Annotated in this window: 26 protein-coding genes and 1 riboswitch; of the genes, 9 read left to right on the top strand and 17 right to left on the bottom strand. The window is 65.5% G+C overall.

Annotated elements, in window-relative coordinates:
• Positions 1 to 8: 8 nt before the first annotated feature.
• Positions 9 to 88: riboswitch (SAM riboswitch) on the bottom strand.
• A 204-nt stretch (positions 89 to 292) separates the two neighbouring features.
• The 3 genes from G8O24_RS13570 to G8O24_RS13560 are packed head-to-tail and all read left to right on the top strand — an operon-like array spanning position 293 to position 3,207.
• Positions 293 to 1,141: a chorismate mutase gene (locus G8O24_RS13570; RefSeq protein WP_188099977.1), complete on the top strand. Its 849-nt coding sequence runs from the start codon at positions 293 to 295 to the stop codon at positions 1,139 to 1,141.
• A 36-nt stretch (positions 1,142 to 1,177) separates the two neighbouring features.
• Entirely contained in the window at positions 1,178 to 2,272 is a 1,095-nt protein-coding gene (gene hisC / locus G8O24_RS13565) for a histidinol-phosphate transaminase (RefSeq protein ID WP_188099975.1), read from the top strand.
• Positions 2,269 to 3,207 (top strand): prephenate/arogenate dehydrogenase family protein, encoded by a 939-nt coding sequence (locus tag G8O24_RS13560; protein WP_188099973.1) that lies wholly within the window; start codon positions 2,269 to 2,271, stop codon positions 3,205 to 3,207. The genes hisC and G8O24_RS13560 overlap by 4 nt, the downstream gene beginning before the upstream one ends.
• 113 nt (positions 3,208 to 3,320) lie before the next feature.
• Here the strand turns inward: G8O24_RS13560 and G8O24_RS13555 are convergent, their stop codons facing one another.
• The 3 genes from G8O24_RS13555 to G8O24_RS13545 form a co-directional block, all read right to left on the bottom strand.
• Positions 3,321 to 4,892, bottom strand: coding sequence for a hypothetical protein (locus G8O24_RS13555; RefSeq protein ID WP_188099971.1), 1,572 nt, complete (start codon positions 4,890 to 4,892; stop codon positions 3,321 to 3,323).
• 277 nt (positions 4,893 to 5,169) lie between these two features.
• Entirely contained in the window at positions 5,170 to 5,391 is a 222-nt protein-coding gene (locus G8O24_RS13550; RefSeq protein ID WP_188099969.1) for a hypothetical protein, read from the bottom strand.
• Positions 5,392 to 5,615: 224 nt separating this feature from the next.
• Entirely contained in the window at positions 5,616 to 6,800 is a 1,185-nt protein-coding gene (locus G8O24_RS13545) for a DUF2125 domain-containing protein (RefSeq protein ID WP_188099967.1), read from the bottom strand.
• Between the two features lie 109 nt (positions 6,801 to 6,909).
• On the opposite strand from G8O24_RS13545, the gene G8O24_RS13540 reads away from it, so the two are divergent.
• Positions 6,910 to 7,521 carry a gamma-glutamylcyclotransferase gene (locus G8O24_RS13540; protein WP_188100118.1) on the top strand — a complete coding sequence of 204 codons (612 nt, stop codon included), beginning with the start codon at positions 6,910 to 6,912 and terminating at the stop codon, positions 7,519 to 7,521.
• Here the strand turns inward: G8O24_RS13540 and G8O24_RS13535 are convergent.
• The 4 genes from G8O24_RS13535 to ftsE form a co-directional block, all read right to left on the bottom strand.
• Complete coding sequence (locus G8O24_RS13535; RefSeq protein WP_188099965.1) at positions 7,518 to 8,288, bottom strand: lysophospholipid acyltransferase family protein; 771 nt, start codon at positions 8,286 to 8,288, stop codon at positions 7,518 to 7,520. The genes G8O24_RS13540 and G8O24_RS13535 overlap by 4 nt on opposite strands.
• A gap of 25 nt (positions 8,289 to 8,313) precedes the next feature.
• Positions 8,314 to 9,018 carry a YdcF family protein gene (locus G8O24_RS13530; protein ID WP_188099963.1) on the bottom strand — a complete coding sequence of 235 codons (705 nt, stop codon included), beginning with the start codon at positions 9,016 to 9,018 and terminating at the stop codon, positions 8,314 to 8,316.
• 72 nt (positions 9,019 to 9,090) lie between these two features.
• Positions 9,091 to 10,059, bottom strand: coding sequence for a cell division protein FtsX (locus G8O24_RS13525; protein WP_188099960.1), 969 nt, complete (start codon positions 10,057 to 10,059; stop codon positions 9,091 to 9,093).
• Entirely contained in the window at positions 10,052 to 10,711 is a 660-nt protein-coding gene (ftsE, locus tag G8O24_RS13520; protein ID WP_188099958.1) for a cell division ATP-binding protein FtsE, read from the bottom strand. Before ftsE ends, G8O24_RS13525 begins: the two co-directional genes overlap by 8 nt.
• A 216-nt stretch (positions 10,712 to 10,927) precedes the next feature.
• Between ftsE and G8O24_RS13515 the strand changes: the two genes are divergently transcribed.
• Complete coding sequence (locus tag G8O24_RS13515) at positions 10,928 to 11,806, top strand: MJ0042-type zinc finger domain-containing protein (protein WP_188099956.1); 879 nt, start codon at positions 10,928 to 10,930, stop codon at positions 11,804 to 11,806.
• Positions 11,807 to 11,843: 37 nt separating this feature from the next.
• Entirely contained in the window at positions 11,844 to 12,218 is a 375-nt protein-coding gene (locus G8O24_RS13510; protein WP_128954176.1) for a response regulator, read from the top strand.
• A 236-nt stretch (positions 12,219 to 12,454) separates the two neighbouring features.
• Here the strand turns inward: G8O24_RS13510 and G8O24_RS13505 are convergent, their stop codons facing one another.
• Positions 12,455 to 15,097: a TIGR02302 family protein gene (locus G8O24_RS13505; RefSeq protein WP_188099954.1), complete on the bottom strand. Its 2,643-nt coding sequence runs from the start codon at positions 15,095 to 15,097 to the stop codon at positions 12,455 to 12,457.
• A 167-nt stretch (positions 15,098 to 15,264) separates the two neighbouring features.
• Between G8O24_RS13505 and G8O24_RS13500 the strand changes: the two genes are divergently transcribed.
• Both G8O24_RS13500 and G8O24_RS13495 read left to right on the top strand, forming a co-directional pair.
• On the top strand, positions 15,265 to 15,648 hold the full coding sequence (locus G8O24_RS13500; protein ID WP_188099952.1) for a carboxymuconolactone decarboxylase family protein: 384 nt from the start codon (positions 15,265 to 15,267) through the stop codon (positions 15,646 to 15,648).
• Positions 15,649 to 15,698: 50 nt separating this feature from the next.
• Complete coding sequence (locus G8O24_RS13495) at positions 15,699 to 16,589, top strand: NAD(P)-dependent oxidoreductase (RefSeq protein ID WP_188099950.1); 891 nt, start codon at positions 15,699 to 15,701, stop codon at positions 16,587 to 16,589.
• Between the two features lie 71 nt (positions 16,590 to 16,660).
• On the opposite strand, the gene lysA is transcribed toward G8O24_RS13495, so the two are convergent.
• From lysA to argH, 3 genes are all read right to left on the bottom strand, one after another.
• Positions 16,661 to 17,926, bottom strand: a complete 1,266-nt coding sequence (gene lysA / locus G8O24_RS13490; RefSeq protein ID WP_188099948.1) for a diaminopimelate decarboxylase — start codon at positions 17,924 to 17,926, stop codon at positions 16,661 to 16,663.
• Between the two features lie 23 nt (positions 17,927 to 17,949).
• Positions 17,950 to 18,243, bottom strand: a complete 294-nt coding sequence (gene lptM / locus G8O24_RS13485) for an LPS translocon maturation chaperone LptM (protein WP_188099946.1) — start codon at positions 18,241 to 18,243, stop codon at positions 17,950 to 17,952.
• 99 nt (positions 18,244 to 18,342) lie between these two features.
• Positions 18,343 to 19,734, bottom strand: a complete 1,392-nt coding sequence (gene argH, locus G8O24_RS13480) for an argininosuccinate lyase (RefSeq protein WP_188099944.1) — start codon at positions 19,732 to 19,734, stop codon at positions 18,343 to 18,345.
• Positions 19,735 to 19,835: 101 nt separating this feature from the next.
• Here argH and tlpA point away from each other — a divergent pair, with 101 nt between their 5' ends.
• On the top strand, positions 19,836 to 20,501 hold the full coding sequence (tlpA, locus tag G8O24_RS13475) for a thiol:disulfide interchange protein TlpA (protein ID WP_188100116.1): 666 nt from the start codon (positions 19,836 to 19,838) through the stop codon (positions 20,499 to 20,501).
• A gap of 8 nt (positions 20,502 to 20,509) precedes the next feature.
• Here tlpA and G8O24_RS13470 read toward each other — a convergent pair whose 3' ends face one another.
• The 6 genes from G8O24_RS13470 to G8O24_RS13445 form a co-directional block, all read right to left on the bottom strand.
• Positions 20,510 to 20,704: a putative motility protein gene (locus G8O24_RS13470; protein WP_188099942.1), complete on the bottom strand. Its 195-nt coding sequence runs from the start codon at positions 20,702 to 20,704 to the stop codon at positions 20,510 to 20,512.
• 218 nt (positions 20,705 to 20,922) lie between these two features.
• Positions 20,923 to 21,804, bottom strand: coding sequence for a 3-hydroxybutyryl-CoA dehydrogenase (locus tag G8O24_RS13465; protein ID WP_188099940.1), 882 nt, complete (start codon positions 21,802 to 21,804; stop codon positions 20,923 to 20,925).
• A gap of 211 nt (positions 21,805 to 22,015) precedes the next feature.
• Positions 22,016 to 22,960, bottom strand: a complete 945-nt coding sequence (locus G8O24_RS13460) for an electron transfer flavoprotein subunit alpha/FixB family protein (protein WP_188099938.1) — start codon at positions 22,958 to 22,960, stop codon at positions 22,016 to 22,018.
• Positions 22,960 to 23,709 (bottom strand): electron transfer flavoprotein subunit beta/FixA family protein, encoded by a 750-nt coding sequence (locus tag G8O24_RS13455; RefSeq protein WP_188099936.1) that lies wholly within the window; start codon positions 23,707 to 23,709, stop codon positions 22,960 to 22,962. Before G8O24_RS13455 ends, G8O24_RS13460 begins: the two co-directional genes overlap by 1 nt.
• A gap of 159 nt (positions 23,710 to 23,868) precedes the next feature.
• A complete protein-coding gene (locus G8O24_RS13450; RefSeq protein ID WP_188099934.1) occupies positions 23,869 to 24,441 on the bottom strand; it encodes a cob(I)yrinic acid a,c-diamide adenosyltransferase in 573 nt (190 codons plus the stop codon).
• A gap of 1 nt (position 24,442) precedes the next feature.
• Entirely contained in the window at positions 24,443 to 24,637 is a 195-nt protein-coding gene (locus G8O24_RS13445; protein WP_188099932.1) for a twin transmembrane helix small protein, read from the bottom strand.
• Positions 24,638 to 24,661: the final 24 nt, after the last annotated feature.

The raw sequence follows: 24,661 nt of genomic DNA, 5'->3' as shown, positions 1-24,661 counted from the left end.
GGCCGGGATCGGAAGCGTCCCCGGCCTGTTTAGCGAGTTTTTTAACGTGGCTGCAAGCCGGCCGGCTCAAATGACCACGGAACGGGCAAAAACCTACTGGCTCGGGCTGATTTCGTCAAGTCGCGGCCCGGATTGGCCAAAATCGCCCCTTCTCCGGCAGCCTTGAGAGGACGTCATTTCTCTTTGCTTTCGCCGCCCTGACTGCCTAATCAGGACATCGACCGCAGCGGGTCCGAGCCTACCAACGGCTCGCTCGATCCGCATTGGAACGCCCCTCAGCAGCCTGTCAGATATGTCCCAACGCCCGCCCGCGCCACCATCGCTCCAGGAATTGCGCAAGGAGATCGACGCGATCGACGAGGCCATGCATCGCCTCTTGATGCAGCGCGGCGACATCATCGACCGCCTTATCCAGGTGAAGCAGACCCAGGAGGTCGGCTCGGCGTTCCGGCCGGCGCGCGAGGCCTCGATGATGCGCGAGATCGTGCAGCGCCATCGCGGCATCCTGCCGCTCGACACGGTCGAGAGCATCTGGCGCGTCATCATCTCGACCTTCACCTATGTGCAGGCGCCGTTCTCCGTGCACGCCGACATCTCGGCGAGCGAGCCGGCGATGCGCGATTCCGTGCGCTTCCATTTCGGCTTCACGGTGCCTTACGTCGCGCATTTCAGCGCGCAGGCCGCCGTCGAGGCCGTGGCAAAATCCAAGGGCGACCTCGCGCTGGTCTCGGCGACCTCGAGCCGCACGCCCTGGTGGCTGGAGCTGGAAGCCCACGGCGCGCCGAAGATCATCGCACGCATGCCCTTCGTCGAACGCGCCGACCATCCGGCCGCGCTGCCGGTGTTCGCGATCTCCCGTGTCGCCGACAGCGCCGTGGTGACGGAGGTCGAGACCTTCAGCGTGCGCGTTTCGGGGTGGAATGCCGAGGTCGCGCGGGCGCTGTCGCCGCTCGCCGAGATCGTGGCGGTGCCCGATACCGCCTTCGACGGCGCGGCGTTGCTGGTCTCGGTCACGTCAGCCACCAGCATCGACAAGATCAGGGCTGCCCTGATCGACGCGGGCGCCTCGGTCCGCTCCACGGCCCTCGTCGGCAGCCACGCAACGCGCTATACGGTGCCCCCGACCGGGCCAAAATCGTAAATCGCGTACCGCCTAGAGCCACTTTCGGAGTTGAAGATGTCCCGCCCCGTGCCGAATCCCGGCATTCTCGATATTGCGCCCTACACGCCCGGCAAGACCCCGGTGCCGGAGCCGGGACGCAAGGTGTTCAAGCTCTCGGCCAACGAGACGCCGTTCGGACCCTCGCCCAAGGCGATCGAGGCCTTCAAGCACGTCGCGGATCATCTGGAAGACTATCCGGAAGGGACCTCGCGTGTGCTGCGCGAGGCGATCGGCCGCCATTACGGCCTCGATCCCAATCGCATCATCTGCGGCGCCGGCTCGGACGAGATCCTCAACCTGCTCGCCCACACCTATCTCACCCACGGCGACGAGGCGATCTCGACCACGCACGGCTTCCTGGTCTATCCGATCGCGACCATGGCGGTCGGCGCCAAGAACGTCATCGCGGCGGAGAAGGACCTGACCTGCGACGTCGACGCCATCCTCAAGGCGGTGACGCCGAAGACGAAGCTGGTCTGGCTCGCCAACCCCAACAATCCGACCGGGACCTACATCCCGTTCGACGAGGTCAAGCGCCTGCGCGCCGGTCTGCCGTCGCACGTGCTGCTGGTGCTGGACGCCGCCTATTGCGACTACGTGTCCCGCAACGACTACGAGATGGGTATCGAGCTCGTCGCCACCACCGAGAACACGGTGGTGACGCATACCTTCTCCAAGATCCACGGTCTGGCGGCGCTGCGCGTCGGCTGGATGTTCGGCCCCGAGCACATCATCGACGCCGTCAACCGCATCCGCGGTCCGTTCAACGTGTCGACGCCGGCGATGTACGCCGCGGTCGCCGCGATCGAGGACACCGCGCATCAGGCGATGTCCAAGCAGTTCACCGAGACCTGGCGCAACCGGCTCACCGAGGAGATCACCAAGCTCGGGCTGAAGGTGACGCCCGGCGTCGCCAATTTCGTGCTGATCCACTTTCCGGAAAGCGGCAAGACCTCCGACGCGGCTGACGCCTATCTCACCGAGCGCGGCCTCGTGCTGCGCGCATTGAAGAACTATGGCCTGCATCATCAGCTGCGCATGACCATCGGCACCGAGGAGGCCAACCGCCTCGTCGTCGAGGCTCTGCGCGACTTCATGGCCGGCAAATGAGCATCAACCCGCATTTCCAGCGCGTCGCCCTGATCGGCTTCGGCCTGATCGGCGGCTCGATCGCGCGCGCCGCGAAACTCCAAGGCCTGGCCGGCGAGATCGTCACCACGGCCCGCTCGGAGAAGACGCGCGCGCGGGTGCTTGAGCTTGGCATCGTCGACCAGGTCGTGGCAACCAATGCGGAAGCGGTGAAGGATGCCGATCTCGTCATCCTCTGCATTCCCGTCGGCGCCTGCGGGCCGGTGGCGCAAGAGGTCGCCGCGCATCTGAAGCCCGGTGCCATCATCTCCGATGTCGGCTCGGTCAAGGGCGCGGTGGTCAGGGACATGGCGCCGCATCTGCCGAAGAATGTTCATTTCGTGCCGGCCCACCCCGTCGCGGGCACCGAACATTCGGGTCCGGATTCCGGCTTCGCCGAGCTCTTCATCAACCGCTGGTGCATCCTGACGCCACCTGAAGGCACCGACGCTGATGCCACCGCCCATCTGCACGCCTTCTGGGCGGCGCTGGGCGCCAAGGTCGAGGTGATGACGCCGGATCACCACGATCTCGTGCTCGCGATCACCAGCCATCTGCCGCATCTGATCGCCTACACCATCGTCGGCACCGCCGACGAGCTGGCGCAGGTGACGGAGTCCGAGGTCATCAAATTCTCGGCCGGCGGCTTCCGCGACTTCACCCGCATCGCGGCCTCCGACCCGACGATGTGGCGCGACGTCTTTCTCGCCAACAAGGAGGCCGTGCTGGAGATGCTCGGCACCTTCACCGAGGATCTGGCCAAGCTCACCCGCGCGATCCGCCGCGGCGACGGCGAGGCGCTGTTCGATCACTTCACCCGCACCCGCGCCATCCGCCGCGGCATCGTCGAGATCGGCCAGGATTCGGCGGCGCCCGACTTCGGCCGCCAGCACGGGCAGCTCGACAAGAAGTCGTAGCGCTGAAGTAGCCCGGATGGAGCGCAGCGCAATCCGGGACGGCGCCGTAGCGAAGAAACCCGGATTACGCTTCGCTCCATCCGGGCTACGGCAATACGCCGCTTCGCGACTAGCTAGAACGGATAGTACCGGATCTGAGTCATGACGATGTTGTCGTCCGTCTTGGGCGCACCGCCGACACCGGCGAAGGCGAAGCGTTGCGTGTAGGAATACTGCACGCCGGCTTTGAGCGTGCCGTAATTGCCCTGGTAGATGGTGTCGTAGATTCCGGCGGTGATCTGCCGGACTTCCTTGGTGTTGCCGTTACACGTCGCCGCCGGCGTGTTCTCGGTGAAGCAGCCGGTGTTGTTGTAGAGCGGATTGCCGTAGCCGAACGGAACCGTTCCGACATTGGCAAAATTCGCCTTGGCCTTCTCCAGACCCGCGTAGCTGTAGACGTCGAGGCCCGGCGTCGCATGCCAGATCAGGCCGACTGCGGCTGACGTGATGGTCAACGGCAGCACAGTGCCGTCCTGCGCCAGTGCCGCATCGGGGAACGGCGTCGCCGTGAAGCGGCCGAGCACGCCGTGCGCGCCGTAGAGCTGAAGGTCGAGGGTCTTCGGAACCAGCTCGGCAAAGACATGGCCGCCGAAGCTGCCGGTGTCGTAGCTGTGGTTGGCGCCATTGAAGCGGTCCAACAGCTGGCGATACAGTCCCCACGCCTCGACGTGGAGCTTATAGGGCCCGAGCCGCGGGTCCCACGCCGCCTTGACGGTGACGTCAGGCACCTGGTTCAAGCTGACATTGTTGAGGCTGTTGAAGAAGCTGCCGCCCGGCCCGGTCAGATTGACCTGCAGGTTCGGATTGAGCACGCCTTGCGGGCCGACTGCGGGCGTGCCGACCGTCGGCGTGTTGCCGCCGAAGAACGCGGTCTGCGGATTTTCGACGGAGGCGGCGAGCTGGAATTCCGGTCCGATCTCCTTCCAGACGCGAAGGCCCGGCTGCCGTGCCGCCAAAAATCCCGGAACGGATTCGAAGTCGATCACGCCGGGCGCGTCGACGCCGCGGGGATCGATGCCGGCCCTGACCGGTGCGTTCAGCGACCAGGATTGGCCGGCGAGGAAGTGCAGACCAAGATCGGTTCGGTCGAGTTCGAGGCTGAGTTGCCGCATCCGCGGATTGAAGGAGTTGGTGGCAACCGAGCTTGCCGTCTGCGCCGCGCCTTCGAAATCGATTTCGCCGTAGCCGGCGAGATGCGTGTCGGCATCGGCATTGCCTTCGGCCAGCACCGAGAACCTGCTCTGCCGCGCGGAGAACCGCGTCTCCGGAACGAAGTAATTGTGGGCCTGCGGATAGGGAATGAAATTGAAGACCGAGCCGGTGTCGGAGGCGATGTTACGCGAACGGTAGATGCCGGTGAGGTCGACCCAGCCGCCGAATGTCAGCGTCACCCCCTTGTAGCAGATCTTTCCGGCTGCGCAGGGATCGACGGGCAGCGCCTTGTACGTCGCCGGCATGGCGACGACCTTCGACTGCGCCGCTTCAACCTGGCGCGTCTTGCGCGCCTCCTGATCCACCTTCTGCTGCAGCTCCTTCAGCTTGGTCTTGAGCGCCTGGATCTCGGTTGCGACATTGTCGTCGGCACGCGCCTGCCCCGAACAGGCAGCGAGTAGTCCCAGCATGAGTCCGCGAGTGATAATCCGCACGTAAGCCTCCCTCCACTTGGGAAGCAGGTCCTGATGGTTGCGCCCCCGGCGCGTGAGTGCTTCCCTGGTGTGGAGTGATTTGAATGCGGCTCTGTTTATTCGCCGGCCCGTGCATCTTCTGCATCACGTTTTTCTGACGATCGTGTTCGGAATATTCTCATCGCGCGAGCGATCCGCACGTGCGCGATGACCGCAGATGCGATACAGCGCGCGTTGGGCCCGACCGGGTCATGGCCGGACCCAACTCCGCGACGCTGCGTCTCAAGGGGGATGGCGGCTATTTGCCCTTGGTCGCGCGGATCACCGTGGGGCGCGGTGATTTCGCGGAATTCACGTAAGCCATCGAACCGCGCGTGGCGGAGCTCGACAGGTTACGGTCGCCGTTCGGATACTGGGCTTCGAAGGCCGCCGGCTCCTGCGACTGCCACTGCGCGAACGCGGGCGTCGCCAATGCGGTGGAGATGGCGATGGCGGCGACGAACAGCTTGGACGTGGTCATGGGTTTCTCTCCTGCCTGAGGGGCCGGCTTCATCGTGCGGCCGACATGGAGAGAGAGCGGCGATCGCGGCTCCGCATTCCCGATGCGCAATCACGATCCAGCGAAGAGATCGTGACGAGAGCTCGTAGCCTGGATGGAGCGTAGCGAAATCCGGGGCAGTATCAGCCGTGATGAATAGCCCCGGATTTCGCTACGCTCCATCCGGGCTACAGATGCAGCGATGGCTAATACAGCGGCGGAATCTGGCCGACCTTGACCGGGCCGAGCAGCACGGCGCCGTCGACGAATTTCAGCGGGAAGCTTCTCGCCTTCCTGCCCTCGAGCGTGCTCTCGGTGCCGATCGAGTTGATGCCGGCGGCAACGCCCGCATTGGCGTTCTGCTTGATGACCTTGCCGAGGCCGGGGACGGCGCGGTCGAGCGCACCGAACAGATTGTTGAGGTCCTGGGACTTCACGCCGGGCGCGACCCGATCGAGGGTGGCCTGCGGCACGCCGTCTTCCAGCATCTTCTCGATGCCGAGCGCCGGAATGACGCGCTCGAGGCCGGTCACGGTCATCTGCAGTTCGCCGTCCAGTCGGCCATTGGCCGAGAGGCCCAGCGTGCCGGCCGCCACCGCGATCATCTCGCCCTGCTGGATGCGCGATTGCACGATCTCGATATGACCGCCGGCGGCCTGGATCTCGCGAAAACGCTGCGGCCAGGGCTTTGGGGTGAGGTCGGAGAGCCCCGTGATCTTCGCACGTGTGTCCGCCTCGAACGGCTCGGCGAGCAAGGGATGAACCCCCTGGATACTGCCTTGCGCGACGTGGAGCACGGTCTCGATGACAGGATGAGTGGATGTCGATCCATCGGCGAGGCGCCCGTGCAATTCAACCTGCTTGGCGCGCGCGAGCGGCACCTGCACGCTGCCGTCCAGCCTGTTGAGGCTGGGATCGTCGAACACGATCGAAGCGCGCTCCGGCACCGCCGGCAGGCCGACCACGCTGCTACGGCCCTTGCTCCAGTTCACCACGAAGGAGGTTTGGGTCACGCCGTCGGTCAGCGTCGCCGGCGCGGAGAATTCGGCGATGACGAGTTTTGGATCATAGACCTGGGCCACGACCAGAATGTTGTCGAGCTTGGCCGTGAACGGCGTCTTGCTCGCATTCTGCGACACCAGAGCAACGCTGGCGCCGGAGCACTGCACCTCGAAGCGGAACGGGAAACCCGCGATCGAACGCTTGGCGCAGTCATAGATGCGGCCGGCCTTGGCCTCCTGCGCACGCCAGGCATCGGCCGCGACTTCGGCCTGCGAGGCCGCATAGAACCAGAAGCCGCTCCAGGCGGCCGCAAGGATCAAGAGGAGGACGGGGGCAATGAAAAGCCCCCAACGGGAGCGCCGGCCTGCGGCAACGGTCATATCGGACATGCGGCGACCCTTTGGCCGGAGATTTTGTCAAATGTAAGCGAGGCCGGCCCCCGAAAAAAGGCCGAGAATTTGCTTGCTTGGCGCCCTCGTTCTGGTAGCCGTGCGCGAAATGTCGGAAATCACCCTCCCCTCCGTCACCACAGCCAAGGGCGACCTCTGGGTGTTCGGCTATGGCTCGCTGATGTGGCGGCCGGGCTTCGAATTCGAGGAGCGCGTCCCGGCGCGGCTGGTCGGCGAACATCGCGCGCTCTGCGTCTATTCCTTCGTGCATCGCGGCACGCCGGAGCAGCCGGGCCTGGTGCTGGGGCTCGACCGCGGCGGCGCCTGCCGCGGCATCGCATTCCGCGTTGCTGAAAAGAACCGCGCCGACGTGGTCGCGTATTTGCGCGCGCGGGAGCAGGTGACGTCGGTCTATCGCGAGGTGATGCGGTCGGTGTGGCTGGAGAATGAAGCGCGCGAGCGCGTCTCGGCGCTCGCCTATGTCGTCGACCGCGGCCATGTGCAATATGCCGGCCGGCTGTCGCTCGCCGAGCAGCATCGCCATGTGCTTCAAGGCCATGGTCAATCGGGCGCCAACCGCGACTATGTCACGGCGACCGTGAAGGCGATCGAGGCCGAAGGCTTTCGCGACACGCAATTGCATCAGCTCGCAATGATGCTGCATGGCGATGCGCATTTGCCGCACGCACAGGCGCCTGACGACAACAGTGACGGCCGCTAGCCAGAGGCCGCGTAGCTCGGCGCCGAACCGATCAACTGTTCCTGCTGCTCGCGCCCCGCTTCGACGAGGCGGCCTGTGGCGTCTTCGATCGCCGCCTGCACGCGGGTGAGAAACTCGTCCTTGGGCAGGCCCGGCGGCAGCGGATCGAGGAACTCCACCACCAACGTGCCGGGATAGCGCATGAAGGTGCGCCGCGGCCAGAACAGGCCGGAATTCAGCGCGACGGGTAGGCACTGCACGCCGCAGGACGAATAGATCTGCGCAAAGCCGGTCTTGTAGTCCGGCGGCGCACCCGGTGCTCGGCGCGTGCCTTCGGGAAAGATGACGAGCTGGCCGCCGGTGCGCACCGCCTCGCGCGCGCGACGGGTCATGTCGAGCAGCGCCTTCACGCCCGCATTGCGGTCGATCGCGATCATCCCGGTCTTGACCAGGAATTGGCCGAACACCGGAATCTGCATGAGCTGGCGCTTGAGGATGAAGATCGGCCTGACGAAGAAGCCCGGCAGCACGAAGGTCTCAAAGAACGACTGGTGCTTTGCCACGATCACCAGCGGTCCTGCCGGAATCTTCTCCTGCCCACGGAATTCGACCCTGATGTTGCAGACCACGCGCATCAGAAACAGCGTCGCCTTCGCCCACCATTGGGCAACCGTCAACATCGCGCGCGGCGGCAGCGCGAAGGTCGGAAGCGCCACGATCGCGAGGCACACCAGCACGGTGTAGAACAGCACGTTGAAGACGAGCGAACGCAGGAAAATCAGAAACATCGCGGATCCGTTGGACTTGGCCCGGTCAATTGGCCTGTGCGGTGGCAGGCCGCTTGGATTGCAGGCCGAGAGGCTGCTCCGACATCTCGGGAGAAAGGTCAATGCCGAAATCTTCCAGCCGTACCCTGAGCTCGGCGGCGATGTACTTGACATATTCGGACAGGAGCAGCCGCAGCGTCGAGGCCGAGGTCCACCACGGCTCCTCGCGCCATTTGTCGCCGACCACGGCGAACGGGATCAACTCGGTCTGGGGCATCGCGTGCGAGAATTCGACCAGCGCGCGCGGCATGTGATAGTTCGAGGTGACCACGATCAGCGATTTGAAGCCGCGCCCCTCGGCCCAGCGCCGCGCCTCCGCCGCGTTGCCGCGGGTCGTGAGCGCGGTGCGGTCGAGATCGACGCAGCAGGCCATGAAGGACTGGTTCTCCGGCAGCGTCCGGGAGATGTCGCTCGCGGTCGAGGTCGGGTGCACGCCCGAGATCAGCAGCCGCCTGCCGTAGCCGGCCGCCAGCAGCTCCATCGCGTCCGACACCCGCGAGGAGCCGCCGGTCAGGACCACAATGCCATCGGCCTTGCGGCTGGGGGCGATCTCGGCGCCGCGCAATTGCGACAGGAACGCGACGAAACCTGCCGCCGCGCCGACAAAGGCGAACGCGATCGTCGACACGACGGTCGCGCGGAGCCAGCCGCGCGGCAGTTTCGGCGATCGATCGACGGTCGGCGAGGTCATGTGATGGCGGTGATCCCTTCCCCGGATGATTTTAAGACGTTTTGAGGCGAAGTGGAGTCCGGTTTCTCGGGCTCAATCCACGTCATTCAGCGTCGCGAACAGGGTCTGGCGCGAGGCGACGGCGGTGATGGCGCCGATCAGCACCGCCTGCACCGCGAGCACCACATAGCCGGAGGGCCGCAGCGAGAAGGTGCCGAGCAGCGCGGCAAATTGATCGCCGACGGGCGTGCCGGAAAACCAGCCGGCGATCGACTCGGAGAAGCCGAACAGCAGCATCGCGACGCCGCCGCCGATGACGCCGCCTTCGAGGCCGAGCCTGAGGAAATGCCGCAGGAAGTGATTGGCGATGTAGCGGTCGCCGGCGCCGACGAAATGCAGCACCTCGACGATCGGACGGTTCGCCGCCATCGCACCGCGGGTCGCGAACGAGACCGAGATGATCGTCGCGACGATGACGAGCGCGAGAATGCCGATGCCGGCGAAGACCGTGGCGTTCGTCATCGAGCGCATCCGTTCGATCCAGGCGCGATGATCGTCGACGCTGGCGCTCGGCGCCACCTGCGTCACGCGTGCGCGCAAGGCAGCGAGATCGAGCACCGTGCCCGGCTGCACGCGCGCGATGATCATGCGCGGCACCGGCAGATCGTCCATCGACAGCCCGGTGCCGAGCCAGGGCTCGAGCAGCTTGCCGCTCTCCTCCTTGGTGAAGGGCTTGACCTCGACGATCCCGGCTTGCGCGCGCATCGCCTCGATGACGGCAGCGGTGTCGCGCTCGATGTCGCGTCCGGATTGCGGACGCACCTGGATGGTAATTTCGCTGGCGACCTCCGACTGCCACTCCGCGGCGGAGGCGCTCACCAGCAGCACCGCGCCCGTCGTCATCGAGGCGAGGAAGGTCATGATGGCGACGACGGCGACCAGCGCGCGGCCGTGGATCGAGGCGCGCGGCACGATCGGCGACAGATTGCGCGCCTTGGCCGGCAGCGGCGGACGCTCCTGTCCGAGGTCGACCAACACGCCGCGCTCATCTGGCCTACTCATAGACGTGCAGCCGTCCCTGATGCAGCACGAAGCGGCGCGCTTCGTACTGGTCCATCAGCGCGATGTCGTGGGTGGCGATGATCACGGCTGTGCCCGACTTGTTGAGCTCGATGAAGAGGCGCAGCAGGCGCCGTCCGAGCGTCGGATCGACACTGCCGGTCGGCTCGTCCGCGAGCAACAATTGCGGCCGCGAGATCACGGCGCGCGCGATCGCCGCGCGCTGCTTCTCGCCGCCGGACAGGATCGGCGGCAGCGCATCCATGCGGTCGCCGAGGCCGACCCAGCGCAGGAGGTCGATGACTTCCTTGCGATAGCTGGATTCGCTGCGGCCCATGACGCGGAACGGCAGCGCGACGTTCTCATAGGTCGTCATGTGGTCGAGCAGGCGGAAGTCCTGCAGCACGATGCCGATGCGCTTTCGCAAGTCGGCAATCTCGTCCTTGCCGAGCTGGGAGACGTCATGGCCGAACAGATTGACGAGGCCGCGCGTCGGCCGGTGCGACAGGAACAACAGGCGCAACAGCGACGTCTTGCCGGCGCCGGACGGACCGGTGAGGAACTGGAAGGAATGCGCCGGGATCTGGAAAGTGAGGTCGCGCAGGATCTCCGGCCCGAGGCCGTAACGCAATCCGACATTTTCGAACCGAACCAAGCTCAGCTCCGTTCGAGAGGGACGTAAACCGCACCGCCAGCGAGGTTTCGCCGCATGCGATCAGGGGGTTGTGCGACCGTTATGGTTTCCGGTTCGTTAACGGTCGCCCTGTAGCATTCCCGGCAGCATCCTTAGAAGTCCCTTCTCGGGAGTACCCTGCTCAGGAGTACCTTGGCGCCCGGTTCCGCGCGACAAGGCCATCGTCGAGGCCCGTCCATGCACATCGTCTGCCCGCATTGTACGACATCCTACGCCATCAAGCTTGCGAGCCTCGGGGCCAACGGGCGTACGGTCCGTTGCTCCCGCTGCAAGGAAACCTGGATGGCGCGCCCCGAGGACGCGATCGAGGAGGCGGTGGTGCCGGCCATGGCCGCAGCCAACCAGGCCGACGACCAATCCGACCTTGCCGAGCAGTGGAACAGCTATGCCAAGGATGACGCGGCCGCGGAGACGCCTGTGGTCGACAGTCCCTCCATTGCAAGCGACTGGCCGAGCGAGGACAGCGCGGAGGCGGAGGACGAGTGGTCAGCGGCGGCCCGGGCGGCCGAGGAAGAAGTCGTCGGCGCGCAGCACCAATCCTGGTTCCGAGGGCTGTTCAGCCGCCGCGGGGCAAAAGTCAGCCGGCCGGTTCCGGCCGTCGCCGGACGAAAATCCTATTTCGGCCTGCCGACCGCATGCGCTGCCATGGGCGCGCTGGTGCTGGCGCTGGTGATCTGGCGCGGCGACGTGGTCCGCCTGCTGCCGCAGACGGCGGCTTTCTACAAGATCGTCGGTCTGGAGGTGAACCTGCGCGGCCTCGCCTTCAAGGACGTCAAGCTCTCGACCGAGACTGTTGACGGTAAGCAGGTGCTGGTGATCGAGGGCGTCATCGTCGGCCAGGGCAAGAAGCCGCTCGATATTCCGCGGCTGCGTTTTGCCGTGCGTGACGCGCAAGGCGCCGAAATCTACGCCTGGAATTCGGTGCTCGAGCAAACCGTGCTGCAACCTGGCGAGCGCGCCTTCTTCCGCTCGCGCCTGGCCTCGCCGCCGCCGGAAGGCCGCAATATCGACGTTCGCTTCTTCAACCGGCGCGACATTGCCGGCGGCAGCGTATAATCGGCCGCCGTAGCATCCGCAGGGGAGGGTTGGTCCCATGCCAAAAGTCTTGATCGCCGATGATGAGGATTCGATGCGCCAGCTGGTGGCGCGCGCCATCGCCATGGACGGCCACGAGACCGTCACCGCGCAGGACGGCGCCGAGGCGCTGGAGATCCTGACCCGCGAGGACGGCGCGTTCGATCTGCTGCTGACCGACATCCAGATGCCGGTCATGGACGGCATCGCGCTGGCACTCTCCGCCGCGCGCGACTTTCCCGACCTGACCATTCTCTTGATGACCGGCTTTGCCGACCAGCGCGAGCGCGCCTCGAATTTGAACGCGTTGGTGCATGACGTCGTGACCAAGCCGTTCTCGGTCGCGGATATCCGCACGGCGGTGGCAGATGCGCTGGCGGCGAAGAAGGGCTGACGCTCAACTGCAATTGCGGCTCGATCCGTCATCCTGAGGTGCGAGAGGCGCGATGCGAAAGCATCGCGACGGGAGCCTCGAAGGATGCACGGCCCCGATGCAGCGGGGCCGTCGCCCTTCGAGGCTCGCCGAAGAGGCGAGCACCTCAGGGTGACGGTTATGGAAACCCTTCGCAGAGAGATTCTGGATTGCTTCGCTGCGCTCGCAATGACGGAGAATGAGGCGAGAGCCGAGCCTCAAAAATCCTTCAGCAGCCGCTCGATATAGTCGAGCTCGATCTGCGGGCGCGAGGGGTCGCCGAGGCGGCGGCGGAGCTCTTCGAGGATGCGGCGCACGCGCTGGACGTCGATCTCGCCGGGGATCTTGACCGTATAATCGTCGCCGAATTCGCGGCCATGCAGCGGGCGTCCGAGCGGGTCGGTCTGATTGCCGCCGCTCTGCTGGCGCCCTGCGCGATTGCCGGGACCATCGCCCTGGCCGTCGCCGTCACCCTGCTGCATCGCCTCGGCCATCTTCTGCGCACCCTTGCGCATCGCATCCAGCGCCTTGCCCTGGGAGTCCACGGCACCGTCGGCATTGCCATCGCCGAGCTTCGAGCCGGCATCGCCCATGGCGCTGTCGGCCGAATCGAGCCCGCCGTCGTCATCACCCTGGTCAGCGTCCTGATCGCCGTCCTGGCCGGACTGCCCCTGGTCGCCTGGCTGGCCCTGCTGGCCCTTCTGTCCCGGCTGGCCTTTCTGGCCCTTCTGGGAAAGGCCGCGCTTGGCCATTTCGTCCTGGAGCTTCTTCAGGCGGTCGCGCAGCGCCTGCTGGTCCTGCTGCAGATCCGACATCGACTGGTCGCCCGGCTGCTGCTTGCCGCGCATGCGATCGCGCCGGGAGTCCTGACCCTGCTTGTAGGTCTTGTCGCGCAATTGCTGCTGCTTGCGGATCATGTCGCCGAGCTCGTTGAGCGCCTGCTCCATGTCGCTCTCGCCGGATTGTCCCGGCTGCGCCATCTGCAGCCCCTCCAGCATCTGCTGGAGCTGGTCGAGCAGCTGCTTGGCCGCATCCTTGTCGCCGGAGCGCGACAGGCGCTCCATGCGGTCGATCATGTTCTGCAGGTCCTGCTGGCGCAGGATCTTGGTGTTCGGGTCGAGCGGCCGCGCGAGATTTTGCGCATCCTTGTTGTTGCGGAACTGCTCGGCGAGCTGGCGCATGAAATTGTCCAGCGCAGCACGCAGATCCTGCGTCAGCTTCTTGATCTCCTCGTCGCTGGCACCACGCTCGAGCGCCTGCTTCAGCGCATCCTGCGCCGCGCGCAACGCTTTCTCGACGTCGGAGATGTTGCCGTCCTCGATCGTCACCGCAAGCGCCCACAGGCTCGCCACGACCTCGCGCAACGCGTCATCGGTGCGCGCCGCCTCGAGCTGGCGCGCAACGCTGTAGAGGCCGAGATATTGCCCGGCCTCCTGCGTGAACAGTTCGGGCGCGATCATCAGGGCGTCGAGCGCGGTATAGACGTCGGAATTCCTGTTGGCGTCGAGCGCGAGGATGCGGCGCTGCTCGATCAGTGCGCGCGCGAGCGGCTTGGTGAAGAGCCGCTCGGGCAGGCGCATGTTGAACGGTTCGCTTTTCGCCTCGTTGCCGGCTTCGTCCTTGGCGGTCAGCGTCAGCGTGACATCGGCGCCGGCATAGGGATCCTCGCTGAGATCCTTCACCGTCTGGCCGACACCGTTGCGGGTGCGCGCATTCGGCAGCACCAGCGGGAAGTGCGGCGGCTGGAACAGCGGACGCGCCGCGGTCTTGTTATCGCTTTTGTTTTCGCTCTTGCCGTCGCCGTCCTTGCCCGCATCGGCGATGCGCGCGGCGACCTGCGCCTCGGCGCCGGTGACGCCGTAATCGTCCTCGATCTTGTAGACCAGCTGCAGCGCGCCGCGCGCCTGACGCTCCGGATCCTTGGCGAGCGCGATCGTCGGCGGCCGGTCCGGCGTCGCCGCAAAAGCCCATTGCGGCTGGCCGGAGGGCGCGCGGACATGCGCGGTGCCGTCACCGGTGATGGTAAAATGCTTCTCGTTGGTCCCCTGGGGGGTGGCCTCTGTTGGCGCGACTTCCTTAAGACCACCGGAGGTCAGGACATCCAAGCTGCCGCCGGAGGAGCGCACGATCAGGGTCGAACCGGCGGGAACGGCCAGCGGACCGCTCGCGGGAAGCGCGGCGGCCTCCTTGTTGGCGGCCGACAGGATCACCGGCGGCTTGCCGGTGTAGAGCGGCGGCGTGACCCAGGCGTCGACGCGGACATTGGTCGGCGCCAGCACGCCGTTCCAGTCGAAGGCAGCCCCCAGCCGCAAGGCGCGCTCGTCGCCGGCGGCAAAGAAGGTCGCGACCAGCATCACCATCACCAGCGCGCGCAGCGCCCAGGGATCGTGGATGGCGAGGCGCGGGTGCGGCAACCCGGCACGGATGCGCTTGAGCGAGGCCAGCGTGCGCTCGCGCTGCGCCTGCCAGAGCGCCTGCGCGACCGGGTCCTGAGACGTCAGCGTGTCCGTGAGCGTGGTCGCCGGGCGGTGGCGGATGCCCGAACCGCGGTCGAGCCGGGCGAGCGCCTCTTCGCGGCTCGGCCAGCGAAAACGAACCAGCGGGAACAGGGCACCGGCGGCAAGCCCTGCAAAAATGACGAGGCCGAGGGCACGAGCGACAAAGGGCAGCGCCAGCCAGAGGCCGGCCCAGGACACCACGAGAAACAGGCCGATCACGGTCAGAACACGTGCCAGAGCAGGCCAGGCACGCTCCCACGCGATGGCATAAGTGGAACGCTCGAGGGCCTGCGTCAGCTTCAACCGCGATAGAGCCTCGCCATCGCGGATCGGGTCTGACGGGCCGGGGGTGACGCCGTTCAATCAACTCTCCAGGTTGCCCGGTCGAGTGGAGCGTAGCACAACGGCAGCACTGAGGCATCCGTTCCTGTACGGGAGAGGCGGCTTTTCCCGCATAACACGAGGACGTGACTGGCTCGGCACAACCCCGTAATTTCCGCGCCGCCATCCAAGAAAGCGAAGGGAACGCCATGGACAAGAAGATGCATGACAAGGGCCTGGAGGTCCGCAAGGCGGTGCTGGGCGAAGCCTATGTCAACAATGCGCTGAACAACGTCGACGACTTCAACCGTCCGTTCCAGGAGATGCTTAACGAATATTGCTGGGGCACGGTCTGGGGCCGCGAGGAGTTGCCGCGCAAGACGCGCAGCATGCTCAACATCGCGATGATCGCGATCCTCAACCGCCAGCACGAATTCCGCGCGCATCTGAAAGGCGCGCTGACCAACGGCGTCACCCGCGACGAGATCCGCGAGATCCTGATGCAGGTCGCGATCTATGGCGGCATGCCGGCCGCCGTCGACAGCTTCCGCATCGCCCGCGAGGTGTTCGCGGAGATCGATGGGAAGGCGTGAGCGGGCGCGTAACTCCCCTATCACGCACAATAACCAACAAAGGAAACACCATGGACATCGGATTCATCGGCCTCGGAAACATGGGTTTCCCGATGGCGCGGCGGCTGATCGAGGCTGGCCACAAGCTCGTCGTGTTCGATATCAGCAAGGAGGCCGTCGAAAAGCTGGTCGCGCGCGGCGCCACTGCTGCGACGTCGCCGAAGGACGTTGCCGACAAGGTCGAGACCGTGATGGCGAGCCTGCCGTCGCTGCAAGCCTCGCTCGAGGTGGCCACGGGCACGAACGGCGTGATCGGGGGCAGCCGGGCCAAACGCTTCATCGACCTCTCCACCGTCGGCTCGGCGATGGCCGCGAAGATTCGCGGCCTGCTCGCAGAACGCAACATCGTGCAGATCGACTGCCCGGTCTCGGGCGGCGTCGGTGGCGCCGAGAAGGGCACGCTGGCGGTGATGGTGTCGGGTCCGAAGGCGGAGTTCGAACAGCTCAAGCCTGTTCTCGACGTGATCGGAAAGGTGTTCTTCATCGGCGAGAAACCGGGCGCGGCGCAGACCATGAAGCTCGCCAACAACTTCCTCTCGGCCACCGCCATCGTGGCGACGTCGGAAGCGGTGGTGATGGGCGTGAAGGCCGGGCTCGATCCCGCCGTGATGATCGACGTCATCAATGCCGGCTCCGGCATGAACACCGCGAGCCGCGACAAGTTTCCGCGCGCGGTGCTGCCGCGCAGCTTCGACTTCGGCTTCGCCACGGGATTGATGGTGAAGGACGTGCGGCTGGCGCTGCAGGAGATGAAGCAGCTCGGCCTGTCGATGGAGGTCGCGGACGCGGTCGGACGCCTGTGGGAGACGGTGATCGCAGCGGAAGGCGCCGAGTCCGACTTCACCGCGGCGATCAAGCCGATCGAGAAGAAGGCGGGAGTCGTGGTCAGCGGGAAGATGTAGCGCTCACACGAACTGCGAAGCTCCCCGCGCTACTGTGCATGGGGTTGTTTTACGGATTTCGGCAGGCCGCCTCACAGCCACGGCGCGGGCGTATCCATCGCAATGAGCTGCTCGACCTCGATGCGCGGACGCACCACGGCGTACTGGTCGCCCTTCACCAGCACTTCCGGCACCAGCGGCCGGGTGTTGTAGGTGCCGGCCTGCACGGCGCCATAGGCACCTGCGGTCATGATGGCGATGAGATCGCCGGGCTTGGGCGTCGGCAGCGTGCGGTCGAGCGCGAGATAGTCGCCGGTCTCGCAGACCGGGCCGACGACGTCGGCCGTGATGGTCGCCGCACCCTTGGCCGGCTGCATCACCGGCAGGATGTCGTGATGCGCCTCGTACAGCGTCGGGCGAATCAGGTCGTTCATGGCGGCGTCGATGATGACGAAGTTCTTGCCGTCGCCGTGCTTCACATAGATCACCTTGGCGACGAGGATGCCGGCATTGCCGACGATCATGCGGCCCGGCTCGAACATCAGCGTGCAGCCGAGATTGTGGCTGACCCGCTTGACCATCGCGGCATAGGCCTGCGGCTCCGGCGGGACCTCGCGGTCCATATGGTAGGGAATGCCGAGCCCGCCGCCGAAATCGACGTGGCTGATGTTGTGGCCGTCGGCGCGCAGCGTCTGCACGAATTCGGAGAGGATGCGGAAGGCCGTCTCCATCTTGGAGAGGTCGGTGATCTGGCTGCCGATATGCACGTCGGTGCCGGTGACCTCGATGCCCGGAAGCTTCGCGGCACGTGCATAGACCTCGCGGGCATGAACGATCGGGATGCCGAACTTGTTCTCGGATTTGCCGGTCGAGATCTTGGCATGCGTGCCGGCATCGACGTCGGGATTGACGCGGACCGAGATGCGCGCGGTCTTGCCCATCTCGGTTGCAAGGCGCGACAGCAATTCGAGCTCCGGCTCGGATTCGACGTTGAGGCAGAGGATGTCGGCGGCGAGCGCCGCGCGCAATTCGGTCTCGGTCTTGCCGACGCCGGAGAACACGATCTTGCCGGCGGGAATGCCGGCGGCGAGCGCGCGCTTCAATTCACCGCCGGAGACCACGTCGGCGCCGGCGCCAAGCTTGGCCAGCGTTCGCAGCACCGACTGGTTGGAGTTCGCCTTCATGGCGTAGCAGACCAGCACCTTCTCGCCGGCAAAGGCATCCGTGAAGACGCGGTAGTGCCGCTCCAGCGTCGCGGTCGAATAGCAATAGAACGGCGTGCCGACGGTCGCGGCCAGCTCGGACAGGTTCACCGCCTCGGCGTGCAGCACGCCGTTGCGGTAGTCGAAATGGTTCATGGCGTTGGCTCAGTTGCCCCGGCTCATTGCTTGCCGGGAGGTTCGTCCAGGAGCGGGTCGAGGACAAACGGTTTTTTCCTGCCCTTGGTCGCCGCCGGCGCGGCATCCGCGCCGTAGGTCGGATTGAACACGCTCGGCGTCTTCTGGGCCTCGGTCTCGGTATCACTGGGCGCGGCGATGTTGGCCGTGGACGCGTTGGAAGCGGTCGGCGGCAGATCGAGCGGGCCCTTACGGCCACAGCCGGCGAGCGCAAGCGCCGTCAGGCTCAAGACAATGATGGCCCACCCCGAGCCGGCCGGGCGAAACTTTGACGTCACGACGAAATCCCCACTACGCGGGGCGCACCATACAGAGATTGGCACGCTCTGGCGAGACCCGGATGACCATGAAACATAAGCGAAATTTTGCCTTCAGCCCTATTTCCGCTCTTTTTCCAGCCGCTTCGCCCAGGCCTTGGCCTGGGCGGCCACGTTCTTCGGCGCGGTGCCGCCGAAGCTGGTGCGGCTCTTCACCGAGGATTCGACCGAGAGCACGCCGAGCACGTCCTTGGTGATTTTAGGCTCGATCGCCTGCATGTCCTTTAGCGGCAGCTCATGCAGCGCCACACCGCCCTCGGAGGCCTTGGCAACGATGCGGCCGGTGACGTGATGGGCCTCGCGGAACGGCATCTTCAGGCTCCGCACCAGCCAGTCGGCAAGATCGGTCGCGGTGGCATAGCCCTCGCCGGCGGCGGCCTTCATCCTGGCCTCGTCGGGCACGAGGTCGCGGACCATGCCGGTCATGGCGCGGATCGCCAGCGACAGCGCCGCAAAACCCTCCATGGCGCCCTGCTTGTCCTCCTGCATGTCCTTTTGATAGGCGAGCGGCAGGCCCTTCATCACGATCAACAGACCGTTGAGCGCGCCGATGACGCGACCGGACTTGGCGCGCACGAGCTCGGCGGCATCAGGATTGCGCTTCTGCGGCATGATCGAGGAGCCGGTGGTGAACTTGTCGCTGAGGCGGATCAGGCCGACCAGCGGCGAGGTCCAGATCACGATCTCCTCGGCAAGGCGCGACATGTGCACCGCGCAGATCGAAGCCGCCGAGAGCGTCTCCAGCACGAAGTCGCGGTCGGAGACCGCATCGAGCGAATTCGCCATCGGGCGATCGAAGCCCAATGCCTTGGCTGTGGCGTGACGGTCGATCGGAAACGAGGTGCCGGCGAGCGCGGCCGCGCCGAGCGGGGATTCATTGAGCCGCTTGCGCGCATCCTGAAAACGGCCGCGGTCGCGCGCCGCCATCTCGACATAGGCGAGCAGATGGTGGCCGAAGGTCACGGGCTGCGCGGTCTGCAGATGCGTGAAGCCGGGCATGACGGTGCCGGCATGCTCGAGCGCGCGCTCCACCAGCGCCTGCTGGAACGCAGCGAGCGCCGCATCGGTTTCGTCGACGATGTCGCGGACATAGAGACGGAAATCGGTCGCGACCTGGTCGTTGCGGGAGCGGGCGGTGTGCAGGCGGCCGGCGGCAGGCCCGATCAGCTCCGACAGGCGGCTCTCGACATTCATATGAATGTCCTCGAGCGCGCGCTTGAACTCGAAGCCGCCCTTGCCGATCTCTGACAAAATCGTGTCTAGACCCTTGCCGATATTTTTCGCATCAGAAGCCGTGATGATGCCGTTCGCGGCCAGCATCGCGGCGTGGGCCTTGGACGCGGCAATGTCCTGGGCAAAGAGGTGACGATCGACGTCGATGGAGACGTTGATCTCTTCCATGATCTCATCGGGACGCTCCGAGAACCGGCCGCCCCACATCTTGTTGCTCATGATCCCCTGCTCACGCCTTGCTTTGCCGCATGTTTGCTGGCCAAGGCCAGCCGTATTAAGAGGCCCCTGATAGCCATATCTGCGACCGGATGACAAACGATATGCTCGACCAGAAGCCCTCCGCCACGCGCCGGATCCCCATCGTCATCGCCACCGTGGTGGTCGGTGGCCTCGCCGGATTCGCTGCGCTCTATGGGCTCGGCCTGAACCGGGCGCCCTCAGGCGATCCGACCTGCAAGCCGGCGGTGGCCACGGCCGCGAGGATCGCTCCGCTCGCCCATGGCGAGGTGGCTGCGCTGACCATGGCCAGCGCCCCCCTGAAGCTGCCCGACCTCGCCTTTGAGGATGCCGACGGCAAGCCGAGGAAGCTGTCGGATTTCCGCGGCAAGACGCTGCTGGTCAACCTCTGGGCCACCTGGTGCGTGCCCTGCCGCAAGGAGATGCCGGCGCTGGAGCAGCTTCAAACCAAGCTGTCCGGTCCCAATTTCGAGGTGGTCGCGATCAATATCGACACCCGGGACCCCGAGAAGCCGAAAAACTTCCTGAAGGACGCCAATCTGACCCGGCTCGGCTCTTTCACCGACCAGAAAGCCAAGGTTTTCCAGGATCTTAAGTCCATAGGCCGGGCGCTGGGCATGCCGACCTCGGTGCTGGTCGACCCGCAAGGCTGCGAGATCGCGACCATCGCGGGACCGGCGGAGTGGGCGAGCGACGACGCGCTCAAGCTGATCCGCGCCGCGCTAGGGCCAGCGGCCGCAGCGCTCTAAGCGGAGTTTCAGGCGGTGACGTTGAGATTGCCGCCGACGCCGGGGCCGACATTGGCGAGGGATGGCTGACCGGCGCCCAGCAGCGTCAGGACGGTGGATTTCTCCATGTCCAAATTCTGCTTCGTCAGCGTCGCCGCGATATTCGACTGCAGCGCGCCCTGCTGAGAGGCCAGCATGGTGCTGACCATCGCCATCGTGTCCATTACGCGAACCCTCGTACCGGGCGCAGCCTAGGCGCGAGAGGTTAACGCGACATGAATTGTCATGGAGCAGCACGGCAGGCGTGTCCCGGACAAGGGGCGGCACGCAAGTGACGCACCGCAGAGCCGGGACCCAGCCTTCAGCGCACGCGGCTACTGGGCCCCGGCTCTGCAGCGCATCGCTAACGCGCTGCGCTGCGTCCGGGGCACGAGAGAACGTCTTACCTTGTCGGAACCGGCTTGGCGCCGCGGTAGTCGTAGAAGCCGCGCTGGGTCTTGCGGCCGAGCCAACCGGCCTCGACGTATTTCACCAGCAGCGGACACGGACGGTACTTGGAGTCGGCGAGGCCCTCATGCAACACCTGCATGATCGACAGGCAGGTATCGAGGCCGATGAAATCGGCGAGCTCCAGCGGACCCATCGGGTGATGCGCACCGAGCTTCATCGCCGCGTCGATCGCCTCGACATTGCCGACGCCTTCGTACAGCGTGTAGATCGCCTCGTTGATCATCGGCAGCAGGATCCGGTTGACGATGAAGGCCGGGAAATCCTCGGAAACGGCGACCTGCTTGCCGAGCTTGGCAACGAATTCCTTGGACGCCTCGAAGGTGGAATCGTCGGTGGCGATACCGCGGATCAGCTCGACCAGCTCCATCAGCGGCACCGGATTCATGAAATGAATGCCGATGAAGCGCTCGGGCCGGTCGGTGGCGGCGGCGAGCCGCGTGATCGAGATCGACGACGTGTCGGAGGCGACGATCGCCTCGGGCTTAAGCACCGCGCAGAGCTCGTGGAAAATCTTGCGCTTGACCTCTTCCTTCTCGACCGCGGTCTCGATCACGAGATCGCAATCGGCGAGGTCGTCGAGCTTCTCGGCCAGCGAGATGCGCGCCATCGCCTTGGTCTTGTCGTCCTCGGTGACGGCCTTCTTGGAGACTTGGCGCGCCAGATTGCCGTTGATGGTCGCCATGCCTGACTTCAGGCGGTCGGCCGAGACGTCGTTGAGCACCACATCGAAGCCGGCCAGGGCGGCGACATGGGCGATGCCATTGCCCATCTGCCCCGCGCCGATCACGCCGACCTTCTTGATCACTGCCGCCATAATGTCATCCACCGGAACGGCGCGCATATCGCGCCCTGCCTTAATTCCCTGAGCCGGGAGAACCGATCCAATCGGAAGCCCGATTAGATCAGAATCCTGGCTCGAAACCTAGATTGGATCGCTTCAAAGGCGCGCCCCGCGCCAAAGAAAACGCCTCAGAAATGAAACACCGGCCGGAGTTTATACCTCCGGCCGGTGTTTTGAACGGCTTTTACTTGCCGAGCTTGCCGAGTTCGGTCGTCAGCTCCGGAACCGCCTGGTAGAGGTCGGCGACCAGGCCGTAATCGGCGACCTGGAAGATCGGCGCGTCCTCGTCCTTGTTGATCGCGACGATCACCTTGGAGTCCTTCATGCCGGCCAGATGCTGGATGGCGCCGGAAATGCCGACCGCGACATAGAGCTCGGGGGCCACCACCTTGCCGGTCTGGCCGACCTGCCAGTCGTTCGGCGCATAGCCGGCGTCGACCGCCGCACGCGAGGCACCGACACCGGCGCCCAGCTTGTCGGCGAGCGGCTCGATGTATTTGGCGAAGTTCTCGCGGCTCTGCATGGCGCGACCGCCGGAGACGATGATCTTGGCCGAGGTCAGCTCGGGGCGGTCGCTCTTGGCGACCTCCTCGCCGACGAAGGACGACAGGCCCGGATCGGCCGCCGCCGCGACGCTCTCGACCGACGCGCTGCCGCCTTCACCGGCGGCGGCGAAGGTGGAGGTGCGGACGGTGATGACCTTCTTGGCGTCCTTCGACTTCACGGTCTGGATGGCGTTGCCGGCATAGATCGGACGCTCATAGGTGTCGGGGGCGACGACCTTGATGATCTCCGAGACCTGCATCACGTCGAGCAGGGCAGCCACGCGCGGCATCACGTTCTTGAAGCGCGAGGTCGCGGGCGCGACGATCGCGTCATAGGACGGGGCCAGCGAGACGATCAGCGCGGCCAGCGGTTCGGCGAGATCGTGCGCATAGGTCTCGCCGTCGGCGAGCAGCACCTTCTTGACGCCGGCGAGCTTGGCGGCGGCATCCGCCGCGGCCTTGGCATTCTGGCCGGCCACCAGCACGTCAACGTCGGCGCCGAGCGCGCTAGCTGCGGTCAGGGCCTTGTTGGTTGCATCCTTGAGCGACGCATTGTCGTGTTCGGCAATCAGCAGCGTCGTCATCAGAGCACCCCGGCTTCGTTCTTGAGTTTCGACACCAGCTCGGCGACGTCCTTGACCTTGACGCCCGCCTTGCGGCCTGCCGGTTCGGTTGTCTTCAGAACCTCGAGCCGCGCGGTGACGTCGACGCCGTAATCGGCGACGGCCTTGTCCGCGATCGGCTTCTTCTTGGCCTTCATGATGTTGGGCAGCGAGGCATAGCGCGGCTCGTTGAGACGGAGGTCAGTGGTGACGATCGCCGGTCCCTTCAGCTTGACGGTCTGCAGGCCGCCGTCGACTTCGCGGGTGACCTTGAAGTCGGAACCTTCGACCTCGAGCTTCGAGGCGAAGGTCGCCTGCGACCAGCCGAGCAGCGCGGCCAGCATCTGGCCGGTCTGATTGCTGTCGTCGTCGATCGCCTGCTTGCCGAGGATGATCAGGCCGGGCTGCTCTTCTTCGGCAACCTTCTTCAGGATCTTGGCGACGGCGAGCGGCTCGACGGTGCCCTCGGCCTTCACCAGGATGCCGCGATCGGCGCCCATGGCCAAACCAGTGCGGATCGTCTCCGACGCCTGCGCAGGCCCGATGGAGACCACCACGACTTCGGTCGCCTTGCCGGCTTCCTTCAGGCGCAGCGCTTCCTCGACCGCGATTTCGTCGAACGGGTTCATCGACATCTTGACGTTGGCGAGTTCAACGCCCGATCCATCGCCCTTGACGCGGACCTTGACGTTGTAATCGACCACCCGCTTTACCGGCACTAAGACCTTCATCGATCCTCTTTCACTCAATCTGGGAGGGGGCATTCAACTGGCGCGGAACCTAAAGGCCTGATCCGGCCCGGTCAACGCGCGAAGGGGCCTAATTTTAGCCCCGGGAAATGCCGACCTCAATGGGGTCAGCAATCCCTTCAGCTCAGCGATCCCTTGACCTCAGCGATTCTGGCCGGGAACCCAGAGCACATCGCCGGCGCCGTTATGATTAGCGGCGCGGCTGGCCACGAACAGGAAGTCCGACAGGCGATTCATATACTGAATGCCAGCCGCGCTCACCGGCTCGTCAGGGCGGGCCGCCAGTTCCACCATCGCCCGTTCCGCCCTGCGGCAAATCGTGCGGGCGACATGAAGGTAGGCGGCGGCCGGCGTGCCACCCGGCAACACGAAAGAGGTGAGCGGCGCGAGCTTGTCGTTGAGCGCGTCGATGTCGTGCTCGAGCCGCTCGACTTGACTTGCCACCACCCGCAGCCTTTCCGCTTTGCCTTCACGCTCGGGCACCGCGAGATCGGCGCCGAGATCGAACAGATCGTTCTGGATGCGGCCGAGCATCGCATCGAGCTCGGGCGCATCCTTGGTGTAAAGCCGCACCACGCCGATCGCGGCATTGGTCTCGTCGACCGTGCCGTAGGCTGCGATCCGCAGATCGTATTTCGGACGGCGCTCGCCTGAGCCGAGCGCTGTCGTTCCGTCGTCACCGGTCTTCGTATAGATGCGGTTGAGCACGACCATGTTAACGCCCCATCGCCCAGACCGCGACCATGGCGATGACGATCGCGATGAACTGAAGCAGCACGCGCCAGCGCATCAATTTCTGCGAGGTGTTGGGCGAGCCGCCACGCATCATGTTGAAGAGGCCGAGCAGCAGCACCACCGCCACGGCGGCCACGGCGATCGGCAGGATGAAGGTACTCAGGAGGGATGCCATTTGGGGGTGATAACACCGTGCTTG

The organism is Bradyrhizobium campsiandrae (genome assembly GCF_014529705.1).
Taxonomy (GTDB): domain Bacteria; phylum Pseudomonadota; class Alphaproteobacteria; order Rhizobiales; family Xanthobacteraceae; genus Bradyrhizobium; species Bradyrhizobium campsiandrae.
Note: the sequence above shows the minus strand (reverse complement) of the source record. Positions and strands in the feature narration are given on the sequence as shown.